The following is a 15,402-nucleotide window of genomic DNA, read 5'->3' on the forward strand; positions in this document are numbered from 1 at the left end:
CTGCTTTTTTCCATCGCAACATATCTGGAGTCACACCATGGAGTTTGACTGGAGCGTCATCTGGCCCGCCATGCCGGCGCTGCTTGAAGGCGCAAAGATGACCTTAATCATCTCAATCATCGGCCTGGTTGGCGGGTTAATTATCGGCTTGGTGGCCGGTTTCGCCCGCGCTTACGGCGGCTGGATCACCAACAACATCGCGCTGGTGTTTATTGAAATTATCCGCGGCACCCCGATTGTGGTGCAGGTGATGTTTATCTATTTCGCCCTGCCGATGGCCTTCCCTGACCTGCGTATCGATCCGTTCAGCGCGGCGGTGGTGACCATTATGATTAACTCCGGCGCCTACATTGCGGAAATTACCCGTGGTGCGGTGCTGTCGATCAACAAAGGCTTCCGCGAAGCGGGGCTGGCGCTCGGTCTGTCGAGCCGCGAAACGCTGCGCTATGTGATTATGCCGCTGGCGCTGCGCCGCATGTTGCCACCGCTGGGTAACCAGTGGATTGTCAGCATCAAAGATACTTCGCTGTTTATTGTTATCGGTGTCGCTGAACTGACGCGTCAGGGTCAGGAGATTATCGCCGGTAACTTCCGCGCTCTGGAGATCTGGAGCGCCGTCGCGATCATCTATCTGGTGATTACGCTGGTGTTGAGCTTTGTGCTGCGCCGTGTTGAGAAAAGGGTGAAAATCCTGTGATTGAATTTAAAGATGTTTCGAAGCATTTTGGCCAGACCCAGGTGCTGCATAATATTGACCTGAAGATTAACCGGGGTGAAGTGGTGGTGATTATCGGGCCGTCCGGCTCGGGCAAATCGACTCTGCTGCGCTGCATTAACAAGCTGGAAGAGATCACCAGCGGCGAGCTGATCGTCGACGGTCTGCGGGTCAACGATCCGAAAGTAGATGATCGCCTGATCCGTCAGGAAGCGGGCATGGTCTTCCAGCAGTTTCACCTGTTTCCACAGATGAGCGCGCTGGATAATGTGGCTTTTGGTCCGATCCGGGTGCGTGGCGCCAGCAAAGAGGCGGCCCGCCAGCTGGCGAAAGAGCTGCTGGGCAAAGTGGGGCTGGCTGAGCGCGCGCACCACTTCCCGTCTGAGCTTTCCGGCGGTCAGCAGCAGCGGGTAGCGATTGCCCGGGCGCTGGCGGTGAAACCCAAAATGATGCTGTTCGATGAGCCTACCTCGGCGCTGGACCCGGAGCTGCGTCATGAAGTGCTGAAAGTGATGCAGGATCTGGCAGAAGAAGGCATGACGATGGTGATCGTGACCCACGAAGTGGGCTTCGCGCAGAAGGTAGCATCGCGTCTGATCTTCATCGACAAGGGTCGTATCGCGGAAGATGGCGATCCCGACAGCCTGATCAGCAATCCGCCCAGCGATCGTCTGCGCGAATTCCTGCAGCACGTCTCCTGATGACGGGCGGGCCGCCCTGCCGGCCCGCTTTTCCTGCCTGTCCCGCGCCGTCGCCGCGGCAGATTAATCCTCATTAACCACTTTAATATCAATCGCCTGACTATACTTTCCCTCTTGTGAAGCACGCGCGTAGCTAAGGAGAGAGCTATGTCGTCAGCCTGCCCACCCCGCCCCGTTGTGTGGCGCTGGATCCTGCTGTTCCTGATGTTATTTAGCCTGGCACCACAGGCTCCGGCGGTCACTTTACCGCAGGCGGCAGTTGCCGCGCAGCAAACCAGCAAAGGGTCAGGCGATCAATCCAGCCAGCCCGATCCCGACCAGCAAAAAGCGGCATACGCCGCACTGGCCAATATCCTTGAGAATGAACAGTCACGGCAGGCGCTGATTGAGCAGTTGCGTCACGTCTCGACCTCGCCGTCTGCCAGCGCTGCGCCGGAGTTGCTGCCGCCCGTTGCGGAGCAGGAAGATAAAACGGTGTTGCAGGGGCTGACCGAGGTTACCCGCGAGTACGGCGGCGTGGTCGCCTCGCAGTTCGTGCGGCTGCATGACAATATTGTCAAAGCGCCTCATAAGACCTTTAATCCCACCACCTTTATCAACGCGCTAAACCATTTTGCGGGCCTGGCGCTGGCGATGTTCGCCTTCTACTGGCTGCTGCGCCGCCTGGTCTATCCGATCTATCGCCGGCTGGGCGTCTGGGGACGGCATAAAAACCGCGATCACCGTAACTGGCTGCAGCTGCCCGCCGCCATCGGCGGTGCATTTATTATCGACCTGCTGCTGCTGGCGCTGGCGCTGTTTGTCGGTCAGATCATCAGCGACAACTTTCACAGCGACAACCGCACCATCGCCTATCAGCAAGGGCTGTTCCTCAACGCCTTCGCCCTGATTGAGTTTTTTAAAGCACTGCTGCGCCTGATTTTCTGTCCGCACTTCCCGGCACTGCGCTTTTTCCATCTTACCGACAGCCGCGCTGCGTACTGGAATACCCGGCTGAGCTGGCTGAGCGGGGTGATGGGCTACGGCCTGCTGGTGGTGGTACCGATTGTCAGTAATCAGGTCAACGTGCAGATTGCCGCACTGGTCAACATCATCATCATGGCGATCATGACCAGCTGGGCGCTGTATCTGATCTTCACCAACAAGCGCAGCATCCATAACGCGCTGATCGGGCTGGCCGACCGCAGCATGGCGTTCTTCGCGCTGTTTATCCGCGCCTTCGCCGTGATCTGGCACTGGCTGGCCAGCGCCTATTTTATTGCGCTGTTCCTGTTCTCGATTTTTAATCCCGGCGACAGCCTGAAATTTATGATGTCCGCCACGGTACGAAGCCTGGCGATCATCGGTATCGCCGCCTTTGTCTCCGGAATACTGACCCGCTGGATTAGCAAAACCATCATCCTGTCGCCCGATTTACGGCGTAACTACCCGGAACTGCAAAAGCGCGTCAACGACTGGGTCAAAGCATTGCTCAAGCTGGCGCGCGTGCTGACGGTGTTCGCCACCCTGCTGCTGCTGCTTAACGCCTGGAACCTGTTTGATTTGTGGCACTGGCTGACGGTCGGGGCCGGGGAAAAAATGGTGGATGTGCTGATCCGCATCGTAATGATTGTGCTGCTGTCGGCCGTTGGCTGGACCGTGCTGGCCAGCCTGATTGAAAGTCGGCTGGCTTCGGATTCACATGGCCGTCCGATGCCCAGTGCCCGTACCCGCACCCTGCTGACCCTGTTCCGCAACGCGCTGGCGGTGGTGATCAGCACCATCACCATTATGATCCTGCTTTCTGAGATTGGGGTGAACATTGCGCCGCTGCTGGCTGGCGCCGGTGCGCTGGGGCTGGCAGTCTCTTTCGGTTCACAGACGCTGGTGAAAGATATTATTACCGGTATCTTTATCCAGTTCGAAAACGGCATGAATACCGGCGATCTGGTGACCATCGGCGCGATTACCGGCACGGTAGAGCGGATGTCGATTCGCTCGGTCGGCGTGCGCCAGGATACCGGTGCTTATCACATCATTCCGTGGTCATCGATTACCACTTTTGCCAACTTTGTGCGCGGCATCGGTTCGTTTGTCGCTAACTATGATGTGGATCGCAATGAGGATAGCGAACGCGCTAATCAGGCGTTGCAGGCAGCAGTGAAAGAATTACTGGAGAATCCGGACATTCGCGGCATGGTGATTGGTGAGCCGGGCTTTGCCGGTCTGGTGGGACTGACCAACCAGGCGTTTACGGTACGCGTCTCGTTTACCACTCAGCCGCTCAAACAGTGGACGGTGCGTTTTGCGCTGGATGATAAAGTGAAGAAGCACTTTGACGCCGCCGGAATTAAAGCGCCGCATCACACGGTGCAGGTGATGCAAACCGCCGGTGATGTTGCCGGGGCCGCCGCGTTACCGGCGTTGCCGTCACCGCCATAAGTTCAGCGCGGGCCATCCGGCCCGCCCTGCGGGTTAACGGCTTAACACTTTGCTGCGCTGCGCGGCAGGCATAAAACTCCACGCCAGGAAACGGCTCTGTTTCTGGCCCTGCGCCATATTCACCACCCGGACCTCAGCAACATCAAGCGCCCGCAACTGCTTTTCCAGCGTGGCCAGATTCTCTTTACGCGACACCAGCGAGGTGAACCACACCACCTGACGGCCCAGCGCCACGCTTTCGCCGATCATCTTACCGACAAACGCCTTTTCGCCGCCAACGCACCAGAGTTCGTTATGCTGACCGCCGAAGTTAAGCGGCGCAGCTTTATCGAGTCCGAGATTGCGCACTTTACGCTGCGATCCGGCCGCCGCTTCCTCTGCCGAGGCGTGGAACGGCGGATTACACATCACCGCGTGGAAAAATTCGTTTTTGCTGACCACGCCGGCCAGCACCGCATCGCTGTTTTTCTGACGACGCAGGCGGATCTGGCGTGCCAGGCCAGGATTAGCCGCGACAATCCGGTTAGCCGCTTTGATCGCCGCCTCATCAATTTCGGTGCCGGTGAAGCGCCAGCCATATTCTGCTGCGCCGATCAGGGGATAGATGCAGTTTGCGCCACAGCCAATATCCAGCACGTCGACGGTCGGAATCGCCCCGTGGTTATCCAGCGCCAGCAGATCGGCCAGGTAGTGCAGGTAATCCGCCCGTCCCGGCACGGGTGGACAGAGCGATCCCGGCGCCAGCTGCCAGTCGATGCCGTAAAACAGCTTAATCAGCGCCTGATTGAGCAACATCACCGCATCCGGGTCCGCAAAGTCGATTGAATCGACGCCATAACCGTTAGGCCGCACTTTGGCCGCCAGCGGCGGATGCGCAGCGGTTAACGCGGCAAAATCATATTCGCCCTGATGGCGATTGCGGGCGTGGAAAGGCGACGAGCTGGCTGACTTTTTCATACGTTCTCTCAATTATTCAGGCGCGCGTACAATACGCTGTGAGCGACGGAAAATAAACCCGCACAATCCGCTTACCCGATTCGGCTGCCGCCAGACGATGCTGTCGGGCTAAGATGGATAAAATCCCCACCGGAGAGGTTATGACGCATAAACGCTATTCCTATCAACCGCGTGCCGGCCACGGTCTGCCGCACGATCCCCTGAACGCCATCATCGGCCCGCGTCCGATTGGCTGGATCAGTTCGATCAGCGCCAGCGGCCAGCGCAATCTGGCGCCCTACAGTTTTTTTAACTGCTTCAACTACCATCCGCCGATCATCGGTTTCGCCAGCAGCGGCTGGAAGGACAGCGTGCAGAACATTGCGGATACCAAAGAGTTTGTCTGGAACCTGGCGACCCGGCCACTGGCTGAAGCGATGAATGAAAGCTCAGCGTCGCTGTCAGCCGATCAGGATGAGTTTGCCTATGCCGGACTGACGCCGTTACCGGCATCGCAGGTCAAAGCCAGCCTGGTCGGCGAAAGCCCGGTTAACTTCGAATGCCGGCTGACCCAGCTGATCCAGTTACAGGATGCGCAGGGAAAGCCGATTGAGAGCTGGCTGGTGCTCGGCGAAGCGGTGGCGATCCACATCAGTGAAAACCTGCTGGAAGCGGGCATTTATCAGACCGCCAAAGCCGAGCCGATTCTGCGCGCCGGTGGGCCCAGCGCCTACTATGGCATCAGTGAAGCGCAGCGCTTTGATTTAGTCCGTCCGGACGCGCGCCGCGGCTGATGATCACAGCGCATCGACCGGATGCGCTTTGATTTCGCTCACCGCCCGGGCGATGTCCGGTGCCAGCCAGCGGTCCTGCTGCCAGCTTGCCACGCTCTGCCGCAGTCGTCGCCAGGCATGTAAGGTGCCACTGGCCAATCGCGCCTCGCCGTGAAATTCCAGCGCCTGCGCGGCCAGCAGATATTCGATAGCGATAATGTGATCAACATTACTCACCAGCTTCAGCAGTTTCAATGCCGAGCCGGTGCCAAGGCTCAGATGATCTTCCTGCAATCCGGAGGTGACGTAGTTGTCCAGCACCGCCGGTTGTGCCAGCTGCCGGTTTTCAGCACAGAGTGATGCGGCGACATACTGCGCAATCATCATGCCCGAATTAACGCCCGGCTGTGCCACCAGAAACGGCGGCAGGCCACTCACCAGCGGATTCACCAGCCGATCGAGCCGCCGCTCAGCAATACTGCCCAGCTCCGCCAGCGCAATCGCCAGTACGTCACAGGCCATTGCCACCGATTCACCGTGCGGATTGGCCTGCGAAATGACCCGCCACGCCTGCGGTGTGCCGAGCACCAGCGGATTGTCGGTGCAGGCATTCAGTTCAGTCTCCACCTGACGCTGCGCGTGATCGAACTGATCGCGACAGGCACCGTGGACCTGCGGCATCGCGCGCAGACTGAGCGCGTCCTGGGTACGAATGCCCTGACTCTCGTTTAAAACCGCACTGTCCATTAACAATCGGCGTAAACGTTCGCCGCTGCGCTGAATACCGGGACTGGCTTTCAGCGCCAGCACCTCAGGATCAAACGCCGCCAGCTGACCGCGTAACGCCTCGAAACTCATCGCCCCGGTGATATCCGCCCAGTCCAGCAGACGTTCTGCATCGTCGAGCGCCAGACAGGCCAGACCGGTCATGCACGGCGTGCCGTTGACCAGGCTCAGCCCCTCTTTTGCACCTGGCCGGAAAGGGGCCAGTCCATTGCGTTCCAGCGCCTGCTGCGCCGGCATCAGATGCCCTTCCCACTCCACCTCACCCACACCCATCAGCGCCAGGCTGATGTGTGCCATGTGAGTCAGATAGCCCACCGACCCCTGCGACGGCACCTGAGGCGTAATCTGCAAATTGAGCAGCGCCAGCAGCCGCTCCACCAGCACCACCGACACGCCCGATTTGCCATGGCTGTAGTTGGCGATCGCGGCGCACAGAATGGCGCGGACTTCCGGTTTGCCAAGCGATGGCCCGACACCACAGGCGTGACTGAGTAAAGTGTTGCGCGACAGCTGGCTCAGTTCATCGTCCGACAACGTGATGTTGCACAGCGCCCCCAGGCCGGTATTAATGCCGTAGGCCACCTGACCTGCCGCCACGATATTGCCGACGATTTCCCGGCCCTGCGCAATGCGCTGCCAGGCACTGTCGCTCAGCGCTAGCGTGGTGCCCTGCCGCGCCACCTTAACCACATCCCGCCACTGTAACGGCGTATCGCCCCAGACAAGGGTCTGACTCATAGCACCGGCTCCACCTGATGATGACTGGAAATAAACTGTTTAAACCGCGCCGAGCCTTGTTCGCCGAACATTTCCTGCGGCGTGCCCTGACAATCGATGGTGCCCTGATGCATAAACACCACCCGGTTAGAGACGTTGCGTGCAAATCCCATCTCATGGGTTACCACCAGCATGGTGCGTCCCTCCTCCGCCAGGCTGCGCATGACTTTCAGGACTTCCCCGACCAGCTCCGGATCGAGCGCCGAGGTCGGTTCATCAAATAGCATCACTTCCGGATCCATGGCCAGCGCGCGGGCAATGGCGACTCGCTGCTGCTGCCCGCCGGAGAGCTGCGCCGGATAAAAATCCTTGCGGTTCAGCAAGCCGACGCGGTCCAGTAGCTTTTCGGCTTCAGCGATGCAGGCTTTTTTGTCACGCTTCAGCACGTAATGCGGCCCTTCAATCACATTTTGCAGCACCGTCAGGTGCGACCAGAGATTAAAGCTCTGAAACACCATGCCGAGCCGTGAGCGCAGCCGCTCAATCTGGCGCGGATTCGCCGCCAGCTGATGACCGCGGGCATGACGTTTCATCTCAATGGTTTCGCCGCCGACGCTGACCACACCGGCATCGGGCGTCTCTAACAGGTTAATGCAGCGCAGCAGGGTACTTTTTCCCGAGCCGCTGGCACCCAGAATCGAGATCACGTCCCCCTGATGCGCCTGCAGCGAGATGCCTTTCAGCACCTCCATTGCGCCAAAGGATTTATGGATATCGCTGGCCGACAGCGTGATGGGTGGCAGGGTTGACATTTTATTCTCCTCCGGGGATCGGCTTAGCGACCGGTAACGGCTTTTTTGCCGGTTTATGCACCGGCGTCAGACGCCGTTCCAGCAGGGCATACAGTTGAACAATAATGAAATTGAGGATCAGGTAGATCGCAGCGGCACAGAGAAACACCTCCATGGTGCGGTAGGTACGCTGAATGATCTGCTGCGCCACGCCGGTGACGTCCCACACCGTGACCAGGCTGGCCAGCGCGGTCGATTTGACCAGCAGAATCGCCTCGGTCGAGTAGGCTGGCAGTGCGTAACGCAGCATCACCGGCGCGATAATCCTTCGCAGCAGCAGGCCGCGCGACATGCCACAGGCCATGCCCGCTTCCACCTGACCTGGCGGCACCGCCAGCAATGCGCCACGCAGAATCTCGGCGGTGTAAGCGGCGGTACAGAGCGACAGCGCCAGTACCGCGCAGCTAAAAGGTTCCCGCAGGAATGGCCAGACGAAACTGTGGCGGATCACGCCAAACTGCCCGAGTCCGTAATAGATCAGAAACAGCTGAATCATCAGCGGCGAGCCGCGAAACACCAGGATGTAGCCGCGAGCAAACGCGCTCAGCAGCCGCCAGCGGCTCATCCGTAACGCCAGAATACCGACCGCCAGCACCCCGCCACACAGGAAGGCGCTGATAAACAGCCCCAGCGTCACCGGCAAGGCGGCGCTCAGCCGAAGAAAGGTGTCACTGAGAAAGGCAAAATCGATCATGATCAGGCTCCTTAATGCTGGGCAGCGGTGCGGCTTTGCCAGGCACGGCCAAGGCGGGATTCGGCCCGCAGGAAGGCGCGGTTCGACAGCAGCGTCAGCGCCAGATAACAGGCGCCGCCGACCAGGTAAAAGGTGAAGTAATCGCGGGTGGAACCGGCGGCGATCTGACTGGCGCGCATCAGCTCCACAATGCCGGTCACCGATACCAGCGCCGAATCTTTCAGGCTCATCTGCCAGACGTTTGACAGCCCCGGCAGCGCATAGCGCGCTACCTGTGGCAGCAGGATGCGCTGACGAATACGCCAGCGCGGCATGCCGATGGCAACCGCAGCTTCAATCTCTCCTTTCGCCAGCGCCAGACGGGCGGCACGGTAGACTTCTGCCTGATAAGATCCGGAGATCAGCCCGATAGCCAGCGCGCCGATCAGAAACGGTGGCGCTTCGATAAACCCGTCAGCGCCGAACAGCTGCCCGACCTGGGTGATCAATCCCGAACCGCCGAAATAGAACAGATAGATCACCAGCAGTTCCGGGATGCCGCGAAAGATCACCGAATAGCCTTCTCCCATCCAGCGCATGGCCCGGTGCGGCGACAGCTTCGCCGCCGCCACGCCGGAACCGACCACCGCGCCGACCAGCAGTGCGGCAAAGGAGAGCAGCACCGTGGTCAGCGTAGCGCTCAGGATTAAGCGCCCCCAGCCGTCGGCACCAAAACTCAGCAGGCTTATCATGATTTACCTCACTCAGGGTGTAACGTCAGTTTTGAACCACTTCTCGCTCAGTTTTTTTACCGTGCCGTCGGCCAGTGCCGCCTTGATCGCCTGGTCGAGTCTGGCTTTCAGATCGTTATCCGCCATCCGCACGCCCATCGCTTCCCCCTCGCCCCAGATCGGACCGCCCAGTTGCGGGCCGCTAAAGCTGAGGTTGCTATTGTCGGGACGCGCCAGCATTGACTGTGCAAACGTCACGTCGTCAAACACGGCATCGATACGGCCCGCCTGTAAATCGAGAATCGCATCGGCGGAGCTGGTGTACTCGCGGACATCCGCGACATCTTTGAAATATTTATCGATGAACGGCGTGTATACCGTGCCGGAGGCGATACCGATGCTTTTCCCCTTCAGCGCTGCTTTCAACGAGGCAATGGCGGTTTCAATCTGTTGCGGGTCATCATGCAGCTTGACGATCTGCGTATCAGCAGGCAGCAAACTGCCCTTAGCGCTGATAAAGGTGGCGGGCGTTGAGGCGTAAGGCACGGTGAAGTTCACCACCTTCTTGCGATCGGGGGTAATGACAATCGCGTCCATGATCACATCATATTTTCCGGCGTTGAGGCCGGCGATCATCCCGTCCCAGTTCTGCACCACCAGCTTGCACTGGATCGCCATACGCTGGCACAGGTCAGCCATCAGTTCCGGTTCAAACCCGCCCAGCTTGCCGCCTGGCAGCGTGAGGTTCCAGGGTTCGTAACTGCCTTCGGTAGCAATAGTGATCGATTTCCACTCTTTCGCCTGGGCAGTAACGCCACAGAGCAACAGGCTGGAAGCAAGGGTCGCGAGTGTTAAATGACGAAGGATCGGACGGTGTGTCATACGGTTCTCCTGAAAAGTAGCGGCCTGGTGATCGCCCTGGCAAGATTTAACAAAAATTTCACAGGATGATATGTCATGTATATACAAGTTAACGTGGCGCAGTTCATTGCCGTCTTTATCGTTTTGTGAGCCAGACAGGAATTATTCCGCGCGATTGTCAGCCGTTGCACTTGTACATACAACTTAGCAAAGCTTATGCCAGCTCTGGTTTTACGGTGGGAAAGGGTGCAACGGCGGACGACACGTCAGTCTGTGTCCGCCGTTGCACCGGATCAGCGCACCACTGCACCCGCTCAGTGCAGTCGGCTATCAGGCGCTGGTCTGAGCCAGCATGCGCTGAATCAGCGCTTTGAGAAGTGTTTGCAGCTGAGTTGCACGTGCCTGCTGCCAGGCGTAAGGCGGCGTTTCATCCATGTAGTTGAGCTGCGCCAGTTCCAGCTGTACCGCCTCAATCTGCTGCTGCGGCTGGCCGTAGGCGCGGGTGATATAGCCGCCCTTGAAGCGGCCATTGATCACCCAGCTGTAGTCACTTTGTGCGGCGCACACCGACTGAATCGCCCCGATCAGCGCGGGACTGCAGCTGACACCGTCGTTGGTCCCGATATTAAGATCGGGCAGTCGTCCCTCAAACAGGCGTGGGATAGAGCTGGCAATCGAGTGCGCATCAAACAGCAGCGCGTAACCGTGCTGCGCTTTTAGGCGCGCCAGTTCCTGCTGGATCTGCTGATGATAGGGATGCCAGATCTGGTCGATATAGCCCTGACGCTGGCCCGCACCCGGCGTTTTGCCTGGCGCAAAGGTGGGCGTCCCGTCAAACAGCGTCTCCGGGAACAGGCCGGTGGTGGCAGTGGTGTAGAGCGGCTGGTTATCCGGCGGCCGGTTGAGATCGATCACGTAACGGGAATAGTGACCAATCAGCACGCTGGCCCCGAGATCCCGCACGAAATCGTACAGCAGCGGAATGTGCCAGTCGGTGTCCGGCAGGCCGCGTGCAGCCTCGCTCAGCCCGGCTTCAACCTCCGGCGTCAGCTGGGTACCGGCATGCGGGATGCTGACCAGTAGCGGCAGCTTGCCCTGAGTAAAATGAAAAGCCTTCATTGACGTTCTCCACGATAGATAACGGTACAGGGCAGCTCGCCACCCAGCCAGTAAACCAGTTCCGCCGGACGTGCCAGCGGCCAGTGGACGAAGTTCGCCACTTTTCCCACTTCAAGCGAGCCGTGACTGCTGGCTAATCCCAGCGCCTGGGCACCGTATAACGTGACCCCGGCCAGCGCCTCTTCCGGCGTCATGCCAAACAGCGTACAGCCCATGTTCAGCATCAGGCGCAACGACAGTGCCGGCGAAGTGCCCGGATTCGCGTCACTGGCCAGCGCCATCGGTACGCCGTAGCGACGAAACAGCGCCACCGGTGGACGCTGGGTTTCACGCAGCAGATAGAATGCGCCGGGCAGCAATACCGCGACCGTGCCATGCTGCGCCATCGCCTGCGCATCTGCTTCGGTAGCATATTCCAGATGATCGGCCGACAGGGCACCAAAGCTCGCCGCCAGTGTGGCTCCGCCCAGCGAAGAGAGCTGCTCGGCGTGCAGTTTCACCGGCAGGCCCAGCGCTTTTGCCCGTTCAAACACCCGCGTCACCTGCTGCGGTGAAAACGCCAGATGCTCGCAAAACGCATCAACCGCATCTGCCAGCCCCTGCGTTTTGACCTGCGGCAACAGGCGATCACAGATGATATCGATCCAGCCCCCGGGATCGTGCCTGAACTCCGGCGGAAACGCATGGGCAGCCAGACAGGTCGCCAGCACATCGGCGGCGACGCTGTCACCGAGCCGGCGAATCGCGCGCAGCATGCGCAATTCACTCTCTTCATCAAGCCCGTAGCCGGACTTGATCTCCACGGTGGTGACCCCTTCCGCCAGCAGACGATCGAGCCGCCAGCGCGCCGACGCCACCAGCTGATCTTCGGTGGCGCTTCGGGTGGCGCGCACGGTAGAGAGAATGCCGCCGCCCTGAGCCGCAATTTCCGCATAGCTGACGCCATTCAGGCGCTGTTCGAACTCCTGGCTGCGATCGCCGCCAAACACCAGATGAGTATGACAATCCACCAGGCCCGGCGTAATAATGCCGCCGGCCAGGCGGTGATGCTGTTCAGCCTGGAACGCGGGCATCTCTGCCTGCGGCCCAACCCATACCAGCTTGCCCGCCCTGACGACCAGCGCGCCCTGCGGGATCAGATGGTACTTACCGCCGCGCATGGTCACCAGATCGGCACCGGTCCAGACACTCTCTACCTGCATATCCTCTGCCATCGCTGCCTCTTGCCTCCGCCGTTTACACTGTGCGTTAAAGTATGTATATGTATATACAACCACATCCGTTGAGGATCAACCATGGCGACTTTTTTTGCCCCGCGCGCAATGCTGGCTGAAGGCTGGCGACAACAGGTTCGTATCTCGGTCAATCCGGCCGGTTTTATCGAGGCTATTACGCCCGACAGCGATGCCGGAGAAGCGATCCGGCTGGATGGCGAGGTGATCCCGGCGATCGCCAATCTGCATTCGCACGCTTTTCAGCGCGCCATGGCAGGCCTGGCCGAAGTCGCAGGCGATCCGCAGGACAGTTTCTGGACCTGGCGCGATCTGATGTACCGGATGGTGCAGCGCCTGACGCCGGAACAGGTTGGCGATATTGCCGCCCTGCTCTACATCGAGATGTTGAAAGGCGGCTACAGCCAGGTGGCGGAATTTCACTATCTGCATCACGATCCTGACGGCATGCCCTACCCCGACGACGCGATGCTGCAACAGCTGATCCGCGCGGCCGAAGTGGCGGGTATTGGGCAGACTCTGCTGCCGGTGCTCTACAGCTACAGCGGGTTTGGTGCACAGTCGCCGACAACCGGGCAGAAACGCTTTATTCAGCAAACCGATCGCTATCTGCAGCAGCAGTCCCGCCTGCATCAGCTGCAACGCAACCGGCCGCTACTGAATGCGGGTCTCTGTTTTCATTCGCTGCGCGCGGTGAGTGAAAGCCAGATGCAGCAGGTGCTGGCGGCCAGTGCCCCGACTCTGCCGGTGCATATTCACGTCGCGGAACAGCAAAAAGAGGTCAATGACTCGCTGGCGTGGAGCGGAGAGCGGCCGGTGTCGTGGCTGCTGAATCGCTTTGCGGTCGATAGCCGCTGGTGCCTGATTCACGCCACCCATCTCGATCAGAATGAGCTGTCGCGCCTCGCCGCCAGTGGTGCGGTGGCCGGGTTATGTCCGACCACCGAGGCCAATCTGGGCGACGGCATTTTTCCGGCGGTGGAGTATATCGCGCAGGGCGGACGCTGGGGCATTGGCTCCGACAGCCACGTTTCGCTGAGTATTAACGAAGAATTACGCTGGCTGGAGTATGCCCAACGGCTGCGCGACCAGCGCCGCAATCGCATCACCCTGCCGGACCAGCCTTCGGTCGGCGATCTGCTATGGCAGCAGGCCGCGGCAGGCGGCGCTCAGGCGTGCGGCATTCAGCAGGGTTCGCTGGCAGTGGGACAGCGGGCCGACTGGCTGGTGCTGCGCGACGAGGCGTGGCTCGGCAGTGTCGATCAGCGTTCGGTGCTGAATCGCTGGCTGTTCGCCGGTCAGCGCGATCAGATCCGTGACGTCTACGTCGCCGGCAATGCGGTGATCAAAGAGGGCTATCATCCGGCGCAGGCTGCCTGTGCGGCCCGGTTCAGCCAGGCGATGGCGGCACTGCGATGATTACCCGATTTGCTTATGCTGACTTAGCGGTCAGTCGCTGGCGTAACGGCGGCGGAGAGACCCGCGAGCTGATCGGTTATCCGCCCGGCGCGGCATCGTTTGAATGGCGCGCCAGCATCGCGACGCTGGCGCAGGATGGGCCGTTCTCCTCCTTTCCCGGCATTGATCGCATCATCACCCTGCTGCACGGTGACGCGGTCATACTGACCGGCCCCGGCGTGCAGCACCGCTTAACGCCGTTGCAGCCCTGGGCGTTTGCCGGTGAACTGGCGTTAGATGCCCGGCTGGAGGGAGGGATCAGTGAGGATTTTAATATCATGATCCGACGCGGGAAGTGGCAGGCAACGGTTGAGGTGGTGACCGATGCGATCAGCAGCCCGCATGGCGTCGCCTGGGTGCTGGCGGGCCAATGGCAACTGGCGGACGGCGAGCGGCTGGAAGTGCAGCACGGGATCGGCTGGGCAGACCAGCTTACCGGGCTGCGCCCAATCGGAGCGAATGCCCGGCTGCTGCTGACCCGGCTTAGCCGTGTCCCTTAAACCGGCCCAGCAGTTTATAGCGTGAGCCGGGATAGAGCAGGCGCGCATAGGTAACGATTTTGTTGTCGCTCCAGGTCTGACGGCGGATCAGCAGACAAGGCTCATGTTCCTCCAGCGCCAGATGTTTACGCTGGCGCGCGTCGGGCAGCACCGCTTCAACAATGTGCTCGCCCGCGGTCAGCGGCGCGACCCGCATCAGATAGGTATAAGGCGTCTGGCTGTGGTAATCCTGGGTCAGATAATCGGGCGCGACCAGCGGGTTAACCAGCCGATCCTCCAGCTGCACCGGCAGCTCATTTTCATAATGCACAATCAGCGAATGGTAGAGCGTCTGCCCGGTGGAGAGTCCCAGCACCGCCGCCTGCTCAGGATCGGCTTTATTCTGGCCGATGGCGAGAATTTTGCAGCTATGCTGATGCCCGCGCTGGGCGATCTCGTCGGCGATGTTATGCACCTCCAGCATCGCGGTGTAGCCTTTCATCTCGGCGACAAAAGTGCCGACGCCCTGCATCCGCACCAGAAACCCTTCGCTGGTCAGCTCACGCAGCGCCCGGTTAATCGTCATCCGGCTGACGCCCAGCTCATTCACCAGTTCACTTTCTGAGGGCACTCGCTGGTTAGCCTTCCAACGTCCCTCCCGAATCTGGCTGACAATTGCCTGCTTCACACGCTGATAAATCGGCGCGGGTTCATCGCTCATGGCCGCAGCCAGTTGTGCCAGTGCCGTATGCTCGACCATTTGCTGTTCCTTATCCTGATAATGCCTCAAGTTTACTGTCTCGCTGCGTGAATGTATATACATCCGTCACCGCCGGTTGCGCCTCATCAGTGCAGGCGACGCATCGGGCTGGTGCAGGCGCTGCGTCACAGTTTGCCGGTAACCCATGGCTGGCGGGTGATGCATTTTTGTGATCGGTCTGGCACGGCC

The 15,402-nt window shown here is 59.9% G+C and carries 15 protein-coding genes; 6 read left to right on the forward strand and 9 right to left on the reverse strand.

The annotated features are described in order from the left end of the window. Positions 1 to 37 precede the first annotated feature (37 nt). The 3 genes from glnP (at position 38) to ybiO (ending at position 3,837) form a co-directional block, all read left to right on the forward strand. A complete protein-coding gene (gene glnP, locus FHW04_RS01655; RefSeq protein WP_031377032.1) occupies positions 38 to 697 on the forward strand; it encodes a glutamine ABC transporter permease GlnP in 660 nt (219 codons plus the stop codon). Then, on the forward strand, positions 694 to 1,416 hold the full coding sequence (glnQ, locus tag FHW04_RS01660) for a glutamine ABC transporter ATP-binding protein GlnQ (RefSeq protein ID WP_031377033.1): 723 nt from the start codon (positions 694 to 696) through the stop codon (positions 1,414 to 1,416). Before glnP ends, glnQ begins: the two co-directional genes overlap by 4 nt. 147 nt (positions 1,417 to 1,563) lie before the next feature. Further along, positions 1,564 to 3,837, forward strand: a complete 2,274-nt coding sequence (gene ybiO / locus FHW04_RS01665) for a mechanosensitive channel protein (protein WP_089561111.1) — start codon at positions 1,564 to 1,566, stop codon at positions 3,835 to 3,837. Between the two features lie 33 nt (positions 3,838 to 3,870). Here ybiO and rlmF read toward each other — a convergent pair whose 3' ends face one another. Beyond that, on the reverse strand, positions 3,871 to 4,794 hold the full coding sequence (gene rlmF / locus FHW04_RS01670) for a 23S rRNA (adenine(1618)-N(6))-methyltransferase RlmF (RefSeq protein ID WP_031377035.1): 924 nt from the start codon (positions 4,792 to 4,794) through the stop codon (positions 3,871 to 3,873). Positions 4,795 to 4,934: 140 nt separating this feature from the next. Here rlmF and FHW04_RS01675 point away from each other — a divergent pair, with 140 nt between their 5' ends. Further along, positions 4,935 to 5,567: a flavin reductase family protein gene (locus FHW04_RS01675; protein WP_031377036.1), complete on the forward strand. Its 633-nt coding sequence runs from the start codon at positions 4,935 to 4,937 to the stop codon at positions 5,565 to 5,567. Positions 5,568 to 5,570: 3 nt separating this feature from the next. Here FHW04_RS01675 and FHW04_RS01680 read toward each other — a convergent pair whose 3' ends face one another. From FHW04_RS01680 to hutI, 7 genes are all read right to left on the reverse strand, one after another. Beyond that, positions 5,571 to 7,070 carry an HAL/PAL/TAL family ammonia-lyase gene (locus FHW04_RS01680; protein ID WP_031377037.1) on the reverse strand — a complete coding sequence of 500 codons (1,500 nt, stop codon included), beginning with the start codon at positions 7,068 to 7,070 and terminating at the stop codon, positions 5,571 to 5,573. Further along, positions 7,067 to 7,861, reverse strand: coding sequence for an ABC transporter ATP-binding protein (locus FHW04_RS01685; protein ID WP_069728077.1), 795 nt, complete (start codon positions 7,859 to 7,861; stop codon positions 7,067 to 7,069). Before FHW04_RS01685 ends, FHW04_RS01680 begins: the two co-directional genes overlap by 4 nt. Position 7,862: 1 nt before the next feature. Beyond that, a complete protein-coding gene (locus FHW04_RS01690; RefSeq protein WP_031377039.1) occupies positions 7,863 to 8,594 on the reverse strand; it encodes an ABC transporter permease in 732 nt (243 codons plus the stop codon). An 11-nt stretch (positions 8,595 to 8,605) separates the two neighbouring features. Then, positions 8,606 to 9,325 carry an ABC transporter permease gene (locus tag FHW04_RS01695; protein ID WP_089561112.1) on the reverse strand — a complete coding sequence of 240 codons (720 nt, stop codon included), beginning with the start codon at positions 9,323 to 9,325 and terminating at the stop codon, positions 8,606 to 8,608. A 12-nt stretch (positions 9,326 to 9,337) separates the two neighbouring features. Beyond that, the gene (locus tag FHW04_RS01700) at positions 9,338 to 10,186 is read right to left on the reverse strand and encodes a transporter substrate-binding domain-containing protein (RefSeq protein WP_094106247.1); all 849 of its coding nucleotides are present in this window, start codon (positions 10,184 to 10,186) and stop codon (positions 9,338 to 9,340) included. A gap of 309 nt (positions 10,187 to 10,495) precedes the next feature. After that, on the reverse strand, positions 10,496 to 11,284 hold the full coding sequence (hutG, locus tag FHW04_RS01705; RefSeq protein WP_089561113.1) for an N-formylglutamate deformylase: 789 nt from the start codon (positions 11,282 to 11,284) through the stop codon (positions 10,496 to 10,498). Further along, positions 11,281 to 12,498 carry an imidazolonepropionase gene (gene hutI, locus FHW04_RS01710; RefSeq protein ID WP_069728074.1) on the reverse strand — a complete coding sequence of 406 codons (1,218 nt, stop codon included), beginning with the start codon at positions 12,496 to 12,498 and terminating at the stop codon, positions 11,281 to 11,283. The genes hutG and hutI overlap by 4 nt, the downstream gene beginning before the upstream one ends. Positions 12,499 to 12,579: 81 nt before the next feature. Here hutI and FHW04_RS01715 point away from each other — a divergent pair, with 81 nt between their 5' ends. Together FHW04_RS01715 and FHW04_RS01720 are read left to right on the forward strand one after the other, a co-directional pair. Further along, a complete protein-coding gene (locus tag FHW04_RS01715) occupies positions 12,580 to 13,935 on the forward strand; it encodes a formimidoylglutamate deiminase (protein ID WP_094106349.1) in 1,356 nt (451 codons plus the stop codon). Next, on the forward strand, positions 13,932 to 14,474 hold the full coding sequence (locus FHW04_RS01720; protein WP_089561114.1) for a HutD/Ves family protein: 543 nt from the start codon (positions 13,932 to 13,934) through the stop codon (positions 14,472 to 14,474). The genes FHW04_RS01715 and FHW04_RS01720 overlap by 4 nt, the downstream gene beginning before the upstream one ends. Here the strand turns inward: FHW04_RS01720 and hutC are convergent. Then, on the reverse strand, positions 14,458 to 15,213 hold the full coding sequence (hutC, locus tag FHW04_RS01725) for a histidine utilization repressor (protein WP_031378058.1): 756 nt from the start codon (positions 15,211 to 15,213) through the stop codon (positions 14,458 to 14,460). The two genes, FHW04_RS01720 and hutC, sit on opposite strands and share 17 nt — an antisense overlap. Positions 15,214 to 15,402 lie beyond the last annotated feature (189 nt).

The sequence above is a fragment of the Pantoea sp. AN62 genome (assembly GCF_050432985.1).
Taxonomy (GTDB): domain Bacteria; phylum Pseudomonadota; class Gammaproteobacteria; order Enterobacterales; family Enterobacteriaceae; genus Pantoea; species Pantoea brenneri.

Coding starts and splice junctions, on each gene's coding strand:
- FHW04_RS01700 (WP_094106247.1), bottom strand. CDS start 10,186: ATGACACACCGTCCGATCCTTCGTCATTTAACACTCGCGACCCTTGCT.
- FHW04_RS01690 (WP_031377039.1), bottom strand. CDS start 8,594: ATGATCGATTTTGCCTTTCTCAGTGACACCTTTCTTCGGCTGAGCGCC.
- hutI (WP_069728074.1), bottom strand. CDS start 12,498: ATGGCAGAGGATATGCAGGTAGAGAGTGTCTGGACCGGTGCCGATCTG.
- FHW04_RS01675 (WP_031377036.1), top strand. CDS start 4,935: ATGACGCATAAACGCTATTCCTATCAACCGCGTGCCGGCCACGGTCTG.
- FHW04_RS01680 (WP_031377037.1), bottom strand. CDS start 7,070: ATGAGTCAGACCCTTGTCTGGGGCGATACGCCGTTACAGTGGCGGGAT.
- FHW04_RS01720 (WP_089561114.1), top strand. CDS start 13,932: ATGATTACCCGATTTGCTTATGCTGACTTAGCGGTCAGTCGCTGGCGT.
- hutG (WP_089561113.1), bottom strand. CDS start 11,284: ATGAAGGCTTTTCATTTTACTCAGGGCAAGCTGCCGCTACTGGTCAGC.
- FHW04_RS01685 (WP_069728077.1), bottom strand. CDS start 7,861: ATGTCAACCCTGCCACCCATCACGCTGTCGGCCAGCGATATCCATAAA.
- FHW04_RS01715 (WP_094106349.1), top strand. CDS start 12,580: ATGGCGACTTTTTTTGCCCCGCGCGCAATGCTGGCTGAAGGCTGGCGA.
- ybiO (WP_089561111.1), top strand. CDS start 1,564: ATGTCGTCAGCCTGCCCACCCCGCCCCGTTGTGTGGCGCTGGATCCTG.
- FHW04_RS01695 (WP_089561112.1), bottom strand. CDS start 9,325: ATGATAAGCCTGCTGAGTTTTGGTGCCGACGGCTGGGGGCGCTTAATC.
- hutC (WP_031378058.1), bottom strand. CDS start 15,213: ATGGTCGAGCATACGGCACTGGCACAACTGGCTGCGGCCATGAGCGAT.
- glnP (WP_031377032.1), top strand. CDS start 38: ATGGAGTTTGACTGGAGCGTCATCTGGCCCGCCATGCCGGCGCTGCTT.
- rlmF (WP_031377035.1), bottom strand. CDS start 4,794: ATGAAAAAGTCAGCCAGCTCGTCGCCTTTCCACGCCCGCAATCGCCAT.